Source organism: Pseudomonas sp. LB-090624 (assembly GCF_003205205.1).
GTDB lineage: Bacteria > Pseudomonadota > Gammaproteobacteria > Pseudomonadales > Pseudomonadaceae > Aquipseudomonas.
Window position 1 is genome coordinate 1 of record NZ_QJRL01000059.1, and the last position, 9,465, is coordinate 9,465.

Sequence of the window (9,465 nt, forward strand, 5' to 3'; positions counted from 1 at the left end):
AGCGCCGCGCGGGCGGCGCTCGATTTCTGCCACACCCTAAACCCCACGCCCAACACACCCGGCCATTGCGCAACCGCATGCCATGCGGGGTGGCTTGGTAAGGGTACGGCGGTAGAGGTGCGTCGCGTGGAAGACCGAGCGCCGCCCGCGCGGCGCATCGCGAGCTGCGCTCGCTCCTACGGTTGTTTCGGGCCAGTTGTTTCTGGGGGATTTGCGCGCGTACGCCTTGGCGCATGACGCGATATCGCGTCGTACAAACAAGGCGTACGCGCGCGCCTGTCACAGGCGTGACTGGCCCGAAACAAATGTAGGAGCGAGCGCAGCTCGCGATGCGCCGCGCGGGCGGCGCTCGATTTCTGCCACACCCTAAAACCCACGCCCAAACACACCCGGCCATTCCACAACCTCATGCCATGCGGGGTGGCTTCGTAAGGGTACGGCGGTAGAGGTGCGTCGCCTGTGAGATCGAGCGCCGCCCGCGCGGCGCATCGCGAGCTGCGCTCGCTCCTACGGTTGTTTCGGGCCAGTTATTCCTGCGGGATTTGCGCGCGTACGCCTGGGCGCATGGCGCGATATTGCGTCGTACAAACAAGGCGGTCGCGCGCACCCGTCACAGGCGTGACTGGCCCGAAACAAATGTAGGAGCGAGCGCAGCTCGCGATGCGCCGTGCGGGCGGCGCTCGATTTCTGCCACACCCTAAAACCCACGCCAAACACACCCGGTCATTCCACAACCTCATGCCATGCGGGCTGGAGCATTCAACATTCGGCCGCTGTTACACTGTCAATCGATGAAATTGGCAAGCCAGAGCAAGGGTATGAATCCGACGCGCTACTCCACCGTGGCAAAGGACTTGATGCAAGCGATTGCCAGCGGCCGGTACCCCGTGGGCAGCCTGCTGCCAACCGAGTTCGAGCTGTGCGACCTTTACGGTGTGAGCCGTCACACAGTGCGTGCCGCTATCGACCTGCTGCTCACCCAAGGGCTGGTGTCGCGGCGCAAGCGCGTGGGCACGCGGGTAGAGGCCAGCAGCCCGCGCGGAGGGTATTCGCAATCGTTGGCCAGCGGGGCCGACCTGGCGCACCTGGCAGACACCCAGCAGCGTGAAATCCACAACGTGCGCCATTTTGTCGCCGACCAGAGCGAGGCAGCGAGGCTGGGGCTGGTACCGGGGGAGCATTACTTTTGTGTATCGAGCATCCGCGTCGACCGGCAGCACAATGGGGCGCCGCTGTGCTGGACCGACGTGTACGCACAACGCGACTACGCCAAGGTCATCGAGCTGGCCCGCGAGCACCCTGACCAACTGATTGCCGAGTTGATCGAACAGCACTATGGCCGGGCGATCTCAGTGGTCGACCAACAGGTGCGCGGGGTGTTGCTGACAGTGGAAATAGCCCAGGTGCTGAAGGCCGAGGCAGGCTCACCGGGGCTGAAGATCATCCGCCACTACCGCGAGGAAAATGGTGATTTGATGGCGGTCTCAGAGACCGTGCACCCGGATGACCGCTTCACCTTGGTCACCCAGATGCGCCGCGACCGCTGCCCCGCCTGATCAACCAGGCGCGCACGGGTCGTTTAACTTTCAGCGTACGAACACGGCAGTGGCTGCCAGAGCGCCAACTGGGGAAAGCGGTTACAGGGAAGATCGGCCAGGTCTATAAGCGCTCAACTTAACATGAGGTCAACAGGCATGGCGGCGGACAACACGCGGATGCTCACAGTGGGTGAAGTGGCCAGACGCAGCGGCGTGGCGGTGTCGGCGCTGCACTTCTACGAATCCAAGGGGCTGATCGCCAGCGTCCGTACGGCAGGCAACCAGCGCCGTTTTCCGTCGCTGGTGCTGCGTACGCTGGCGATCATCAAGGTGGCTCAGCGCACGGGTATTGCGCTGGAGGAAATCAAACAGGCCTTCAGCCGCTATGCGCCCAACAGCAAACTCACGGCAGCACAATGGGGTGAGATGTCCACGGCCTGGCGCGAAGACCTGAATGCCCGCATTCGCACACTGGAGGCACTGCGCGACAGCCTGGACAACTGCATCGGCTGTGGTTGCCTGTCGCTGGAGGACTGCCCCCTGCGCAACCCCGAGGATGTACTGGCCAAGGAAGGCCCCGGGGCGCGGATCCTCGAGAACAAATCCCGTTAGCCTGCAGAATCCACGCGGCACGCGCCAACTTGGCAGTATTGAGAAAGACAGCTGCGTCGACAAAGGTCAGCTTGCGCCACCCCGTTTGTCAACCGTGCTGATGACAGAAAGGGTTTGGAACCATCACCGCCCTTCACCGCCCTAACCCTGTGCTGCTACCCCAAAGTCGATCACAGGAAGGAACAAAGTCATCATGAAACGTGAACAGATTGAAGGCGTTGCTGAAAACCTCGCAGGCAAGGCGCAAAGCGCGGTAGGCCGACTGGTCGAAGATCCGGCGCTGGAGGCCGAAGGCGATGGGCGTCAGGCCGCAGGCCAGCTGACCAAGACTTATGGTGACGCGCTGGACACCGTGTCCTCATTCGTCAAGGAAAAGCCCGTCGCCGCACTGGCCATCACCGCCGCCGTCACGCTGATAGTCTCTCGCCTGCTGCGCCGCTGAACAGGGCTGCGCAAGCAGGGCCAGGGCCGGGTGTGTGATCCGGCCCGCGCCATTACCAGATGGCGATATCGTAGGTAAGGTACAGACGATTGCTATCGCGCCCACGGGCGAAATCCGAACGATAGACATAGTTTCGCCATTTCACCCCCAGACCTTTCAGCGGCCCGCCCTGCACCACGTAGGCCAGCTCGGCGTCACGCTCCCACTCCTCGAGGCCCTCGGCGCCTGACCGGCCATTGTCGCCACTGAGGTATCGCGCCATGAAGGTCAAACCCGGTACCCCAGCGGCAGCGAAGTTGTAGGCGTAGCTGGCCATCCAGGTCTTCTCTTCCTCTTCGATGAACTTGCCGATGCCGACGTTGCTGAACGAATAGACCGTTGCTCCACTGATATACGGCAGCCCCGCTTCACCATCGAGCACCTGGTAACCTGCGCCGACGGTATGCCCGGAGTGGGCGTACGACAGTTGGCCACTGAACATGTCGTTGTCGATGCCACCGCCATACGCCGTACCGCTGTCGCGGCTTTTGAAGTAACGCAGGTCGGTGGTCAGCACGCCGCCGCCCAGCGTCAGGTCGTGCACCAGCCCGGCGAAGTCCTGGCGGTAGAAATGCTCGAGCTCGCCATGGAAGAAACTAAGGCGCAGTTGCTTGCTGACGGCATAGTCAGCACCGGCGAAGCTGAAGTCGCCAGACGCTGGGCCGCCATACCCGTCCAGGTACAACCCGGTGCTATTGGATGAGTCGCGCTGTTTGAAGCGGTCCAAGTGGCCGGCGGTAAGGGTGAGGTTGTCGATGTCGGTGCTGGTCAGCTGGGTTCCCTGATAAGTCTGCGGCAGCAGGCGTGCATCGTTGTACACCAGTATCGGCGTCTTTGGCAGCAAGGTGCCGTGCTTGACCACGGCGCCGCCTAGGCGGGCTTTGGCCGTGACCCCGGCACTGGCGAACTCATCCGCCGCGCGGCCATCGTCATGCACCGGCAGCAGCCCAGTGCCGCTGCGCGCACGGCCAGAGTCGAGCTTGAAGCCGACCAGGCCCAAGGCGTCGAGACCCAGACCGAGAGTGCCTTGGGTGAAGCCGGACTGGTAATCGAGCAGAAAGCCCTGGGCCCATTCCACCCGTTCGCTTTTGGCAGTGGCGGCAGCGCGGGGGCTCATGCCCTGCTCGTCACGGAAATTCTCGTTGAAATACACGTTGCGCAATTGCAGCTTGAGCTTGCTGTCATCGACAAAACCGGAAGCGCCGGCAACAGGCAGCCAGCCGCAAAGCAGGCCACAGGTGGCCCCACGGAACACAGCTCGGGACATGATCGATACTCTATTGTTGTTTTCGAGATCAGCAGGCGTTGCGCCTGCCAGCGCCAGAAGCGGTCACACGAAGAAGGACAAGGCGCCGGTCAGCAGGGCCAGCGCAGTGATCACCAGCGAGGTGAGCACGGCCCATTTGAAGGTGGCTTTCTGAAAATCACCGATATCCCTGTCGACCATCCCCACCAGCAGCAGCGTCGAGGCAACCAGCGGGCTCATGAGATGCACCGGCTGGCCAAGCACCGAGGCGCGGGCGATCTCTACCGGATCGATGCCGTAGGCGGCGGCCGCATTGGCCAGGATAGGTACCACGCCAAAATAATAAGCGTCGTTGGACAGCACGAAGGTCAGCGGCATGCTGGTCAGCGCGACCACCAGCGGGAACCAGTGGCTCCATGCTTCCGGAATCCAGTCCACCAGCGTCTGGGCCAATGCATCGACCATCTTGGTGCCCGAGAAAATGCCGGCAAAGATGCCAGCGGCGAACACCAGCAGCACCACGGTCATGGCGTTACCCGAATGGGCCAGAATGCGTTCTTTCTGCACATTCAGTTGCGGGTAGTTGATCATCAGCGCGGCGACGAAGCCAATCATGAACAGAATGGCCGCATGCATCAGTCCCAACACCAGCGCGGTCATTACCGCGATCACCAGCACCAGGTTCACATAGGCCAGGCGCGGGCGCTTGTGCGGGTTGTCGCCGAGGATTTCCTGGATGTAGCAGTTGCCGCCACCAGACTCCAGGGCAATATTGCCGATACGCCGGCGCTCGGCACGGCCCAGCAGGTAGGCGGTGAACACGACCCACGCTGCCCCACCAATGACCGTGGGCAACATGGGAATGAAGTACTCGGTCGCATCCAGGCCAAGCGCGGCAATGGCGCGGGTGGCGGGGCCACCCCACGGGCTCATGCCACTCATGATGCTCAAAGACAGCATCGATACGGTCGCCAGGATCATCGGGTTCATGCCGATACGCTTGTACAGCGGCAGCATGGCAGCGCAGGTAATCATGTAAGTCGTGGTGCCGTCACCGTCCAGCGCAACCAGCAGCGACAGCAGGGCGGTGCCGATAGCGATCTTTATCGGGTCGCCATTCACCCGCTTGAGAATCTTGCGGATCAGCGGGTCGAACAGGCCGGCGTCGATCATCAGGCCGAAGAACAGGATGGCGAACAGCAGCAGCGCGGCAGACGGGGCGACCATTTTCAGCCCATCGAGCATCATCTTGCCCAAGTCTGGCGCGAAACCGCCGATAACCGCGAAAACAATCGGCACGATCGTCAGTGCGACGATGGGGGACAGGCGTTTACTCATGATCAGGTAGGTGAAGGTCACCACCATGATCAGGCCCAGAAGTGCGAGCATGGTTTGTTCTCTTGTTTTTATTGTCTATGTGGCCACCTGCAGCACAGACGGCCCCCTACCCCCACCCGGCAACGCCTGGCGGGGGGCTGTGAAACGCTTGAGGGTGTCAGGGCTCAGCCGTGGCGGTGTGGTTCGGCGACCCACTCGGCGGTTTCAGCGCCGGGGCTGCGCACCGGTTCGCCATTCAGGCGGCTGTGCAGCGTCTGGCGGTCACAGGCGTTTTCCGACAGCGAAACCACCACCGTCGCCACTGCGTTGCTGGCAAGGCTCGTCAGCGCACGGGCTTCCGACATGAAGCGGTCGACCCCGATCAACAGGGCCAGGCCGGCCAGGGGAATGTCATGGATCACGGTAAGGGTCGAGGCCAGGGCCACGAAGCCGCTGCCGGTGACCCCTGCCGCGCCCTTGGAAGACAGCAGCATGATCGCCAGCATGGTGACCACCTGGCCCAGGCTCAGGTCGATGTTGCAGGCCTGTGCGATGAACACTGCTGCCAACGATAAATAGATGGCAGTACCGTCTAGGTTGAACGAATAGCCAGTGGGCAGCACCAGGCCAACCACGCCTTTCTTGCACCCAAGCTTCTCGAGCTTCTCGAGCATTCGCGGCAGCACCGGCTCGGTTGAAGACGTGCCCAGCACCACGAGGAACTCTTCGCGGAAATAGCGCAGCAGCTTCCACAGGCTGAAGCCATGGGCCCGGCAGATGCCACCGAGCACCACCAGTACGAAGAACGCGCAGGCGATGTACAACGTGCCTACCAGCTTGGCCAGTGAGCCAAGAGAAGTAATGCCGTACTGGCCCACGGTGAATGCCAGCGCGCCGAAAGCGCCGACCGGGGCAAAGCGCATCAGGTAGCCGAAGATGCGGAACACCATGGTCGAGGCCGACTCCAGCACGTCCAGTACCGGCTTGCCCTTTTCGCCCATCGACGAGAGGGCGAAACCGCTGAGTACGGCGATGAACAGGACCGGCAAGACCTCACCCTTGTTGAAGGCCCCTACGAAGGTGTCCGGGATGATGTGCATGAAGAACTCCACCACGCTCAGCTTGGCGGCCGACGCGGTGTATTGGCTCAGGCCCGCCGTGCTCAGGGTGGCGGGATCGATGTTCATGCCGGCACCTGGCTTGAACAGGTAAACCGCCGCCAGCCCGATCACCAGGCTGACCACCGTCAGGCCCAGGAACAGCAGCAGGGTTTTGCTCATCAAGCGCCCCAGGGAACGCTTGTCGGTCATGCCGGCGATGCCGGTGACGATGGTGCAGAACACCACCGGCGCGATCATCATCTTGATCAGCTTGATGAACGCATCACCCAGCGGCTTGAGGGCCACGGCCTGTTGCGCCCAGAAATGTCCGACCACCACGCCCAGCAGGACGGCGCAGAGAATCTGGAAATACAGCGATTTGGCGAGTCTCATGAGGCATCACCCATTGTTGAAATTGTGCGGATGCGCTTGTGGTGAATGTGCAGGTCTGGATCAGCCCCTGGAGCTACCCGGCCAACCTGCGGAATGTAGGGACGTAGACGAACCCTGAGAAGAGCCGCCGGGCGGTTCGTACCACCGACGCCTGGATCGTGTTGCCATCGACACCGCTGCGGGTCAACGCGATATCGATGCCGCCACTTGGATGCTCCAGGCGGACCTCGGCCAATTGCTGCGCACCTTCGCCCAACAGGTCGGCAATCACGGTGCCAGGGCTGACGCAGGCAGTCGCCAGCCCCACTGCGCCGGTGATCGCCAAGGCCCGATGGCAGTTGTGCGGCATGAAATAGCGAACCTGCAGCGTGCCGTCGTAGCGCGGCTTGGACACCAGTACTGGCTTGGGGATGACCATGCCACTGACATCGCCCAGGCCCATGGCCTTTCCGGCCTTCAGGCGCAACGCTTCCAGGCGTTCGAGCAGTGCGCTGTTGGCGTCCAGCTGAGCAGGGGTTTCCGCGCCACTGACCCCCAGCTGGCTAGCCTCTACCACCATCATCGGCATGGCCATGTCGATGCAGGTCAGCGCAACGCCATCGATCACGTCCTTGGCCTTGCCAGTGGGGAACAGCTTGCCAGTCTTGCTGCCGACCGCGTCGAGGAAGGTCAGGTGCACCGGGGCGGCAGTACCCGGAACCCCATCGATCGCCGTGCGGCCTTCGTAGCGCACGATACCGCCGGGCGTCTCGACCAGCGAATTGACGAAGGTTCCGGTGTTCAGGTTGCGAATGCGCACCAAGGTCTTGCCGTCCTGACCTTTTACCAACCCCTGTTCGATGGCGAACGGCCCAACAGCACAGAGCATGTTGCCGCAGTTGGGGGCGGTGTCGACCCGGCGCTGAGCGACCATGACCTGCACGAACAGGTAGTCGACGTCGGCATCGGCGTGCAATGACGGGCTGATGATCGCCACCTTGCTGGTCTGTGGGCTGCCGCCACCAATGCCGTCGATTTCCAGCTCATGGCCAGAGCCCATCAGGTTGATCAGCAATTCGTCGCGCTCGACCACATTGGCAGGCAGGTCCCAGGCGTGGAAAAACGGCCCTTTGGAGGTACCGCCGCGCATGAGTACGCAAGGAATTCGTTGCATGATTTCGCACTCTTGTTGATCAATGGACATCATTGATGCTGTGAGCAAAAGAGTGACAGGGATGGATAAATCAATCCAATGCAAATATCGTAGCTATTATTCCGATCAATGCATGAATAAAACGCAAGATTATCAGCAGGTTTGTTATGGAATATGAGCTGCAAGACATCAGATCTTTCGTGAAAATCGCCGAACTTGGCAGTTTTCATGAGGCCGCCGAAGCGCTTCACCTGTCCCAGCCAGCCCTGAGCCGGCGGATCAAGAAACTGGAGGAAGGCCTGGGCACCTCGCTTCTGGAACGCACCACTCGCCGGGTCAGCCTGACCAGCGTGGGCCGCGACTTCCTGCCCAAGGCCAGGCGCCTGCTGGATGATTTTGAAGACTCTATCCTCAGCATCCGCGAGCTTGCCGAACGCCAGACCGGTCAGGTTACCCTCGCCTGCATCCCTACCGCAGCGTTCTACTTCCTGCCGTCGGTGATCCGCGATTACAACGAGCAATACCCAAAAATCCGCATTCGCCTGCTGGACTTAAGCGCCAACGACGGGCTCGAAGCCGTGCTGCGCGGCGAGGCCGACTTCGGCATCAACATGATGAGCGGCCAGCACCCGGACATCGAGTTTGTCTCACTGGTGCAGGAGCACTTCGTGCTGGCCTGCAGGCGCGACCACCCACTGGCGAACCGCGCCTCCGTTACCTGGACAGAGCTGGCTGATTACCGCCTGATCGGCGTCGGCCGCCTGAGTGGCAACCGCATGCTGCTGGACCATGCATTGTCCGGGCTCAACCTGCGGCCCAAATGGTTCTACGAAGTGCAACACCTGTCCACGTCGCTGGGCATGGTCGAGGCCGGGCTGGGTGTGTCGGCCATGCCCAGCCTGGCCATGCCCGACGCCGACCACCCGACGTTGGTCAGCGTGCCGCTGATCGAACCGCAGGTTAGCCGCACGCTGGGGTTGGTGTACCGGCGCGGCGCATCGCTGTCGCCTGCCGCGGAGAAATTCGTTTCGATTTTGCTGCAACAGTGGCCCAACCGTTGAGTCGCCGCTGCGCAGGCAGGTGAGGTCAGGCGTTCTTGCCCAGTACGAAGCGGTCAAAATGCTCGATGTGCTCATCCAGGTTGTCTTCGAGCATCATCCGGTACTGCTCGCAGAAGTACTTCAGAATCTCCTCCCGAGCTGCCGCCAGCTCCGCGCCCGACTTGAAGCTGCGGGCGCTCATCCAGGCACTGAAGCGCGTGGCGCCGAAGGTCAGCGAGGCACTTACCTTGCCCAGGTCTTCAAATTTTTCAATCTGCTGGTTGGCCAGGTCGATGTGCGCGTCGGCACGGTCATAGAAGGCCTGATCGGTAGCTTGAGTCATTGCGGTTCACCTTGTAACGGAAGCCCAAGCCTTGCATGGCGGCGCGCATACGTGCAAGGCTGAAAAAGGACTCCCCATGACGAAAAGGAAACGAAGCACCTTATGCTTGGAATCACACGTATCCATCGCTATTTGCGCCCACTGCCTGCAAAACCGACTGCAGCCAGTGGGCGTGACCTCAAGGCCAAACGTGCCGCCCGCCTCACCTCGAAGCTTGCCAACCTGCTCTGCACCCCCCGCTCCGCCCCGCCTTACCTCTGCAT

The 9,465-nt window shown here is 61.8% G+C and carries 9 protein-coding genes; 4 read left to right on the forward strand and 5 right to left on the reverse strand.

The window, feature by feature from the left end:
• The first annotated feature begins 818 nt into the window (after positions 1–818).
• The 3 genes from DMX11_RS25395 (at position 819) to DMX11_RS25405 (ending at position 2,592) form a co-directional block, all read left to right on the forward strand.
• Entirely contained in the window at positions 819–1,556 is a 738-nt protein-coding gene (locus DMX11_RS25395) for a GntR family transcriptional regulator (RefSeq protein WP_110748452.1), read from the forward strand.
• 138 nt (positions 1,557–1,694) lie between these two features.
• A complete protein-coding gene (gene soxR / locus DMX11_RS25400; protein ID WP_110748455.1) occupies positions 1,695–2,150 on the forward strand; it encodes a redox-sensitive transcriptional activator SoxR in 456 nt (151 codons plus the stop codon).
• A gap of 193 nt (positions 2,151–2,343) precedes the next feature.
• Complete coding sequence (locus tag DMX11_RS25405) at positions 2,344–2,592, forward strand: CsbD family protein (RefSeq protein ID WP_110748459.1); 249 nt, start codon at positions 2,344–2,346, stop codon at positions 2,590–2,592.
• Between the two features lie 52 nt (positions 2,593–2,644).
• Here DMX11_RS25405 and DMX11_RS25410 read toward each other — a convergent pair whose 3' ends face one another.
• From DMX11_RS25410 to DMX11_RS25425, 4 genes are all read right to left on the reverse strand, one after another.
• A complete protein-coding gene (locus tag DMX11_RS25410; protein ID WP_110748462.1) occupies positions 2,645–3,898 on the reverse strand; it encodes an OprD family porin in 1,254 nt (417 codons plus the stop codon).
• A 63-nt stretch (positions 3,899–3,961) separates the two neighbouring features.
• Positions 3,962–5,266 carry a CitMHS family transporter gene (locus DMX11_RS25415; protein WP_110748465.1) on the reverse strand — a complete coding sequence of 435 codons (1,305 nt, stop codon included), beginning with the start codon at positions 5,264–5,266 and terminating at the stop codon, positions 3,962–3,964.
• 113 nt (positions 5,267–5,379) lie between these two features.
• The gene (locus tag DMX11_RS25420; protein WP_110748468.1) at positions 5,380–6,687 is read right to left on the reverse strand and encodes a dicarboxylate/amino acid:cation symporter; all 1,308 of its coding nucleotides are present in this window, start codon (positions 6,685–6,687) and stop codon (positions 5,380–5,382) included.
• A 73-nt stretch (positions 6,688–6,760) separates the two neighbouring features.
• Positions 6,761–7,840, reverse strand: coding sequence for a 4-oxalomesaconate tautomerase (locus tag DMX11_RS25425; RefSeq protein WP_110748472.1), 1,080 nt, complete (start codon positions 7,838–7,840; stop codon positions 6,761–6,763).
• Positions 7,841–7,986: 146 nt separating this feature from the next.
• Between DMX11_RS25425 and DMX11_RS25430 the strand changes: the two genes are divergently transcribed.
• Positions 7,987–8,880 carry a LysR family transcriptional regulator gene (locus tag DMX11_RS25430; RefSeq protein ID WP_110748476.1) on the forward strand — a complete coding sequence of 298 codons (894 nt, stop codon included), beginning with the start codon at positions 7,987–7,989 and terminating at the stop codon, positions 8,878–8,880.
• A gap of 25 nt (positions 8,881–8,905) precedes the next feature.
• Here DMX11_RS25430 and DMX11_RS25435 read toward each other — a convergent pair whose 3' ends face one another.
• Positions 8,906–9,202, reverse strand: a complete 297-nt coding sequence (locus tag DMX11_RS25435; RefSeq protein WP_110748479.1) for a DUF3144 domain-containing protein — start codon at positions 9,200–9,202, stop codon at positions 8,906–8,908.
• Positions 9,203–9,465: the final 263 nt, after the last annotated feature.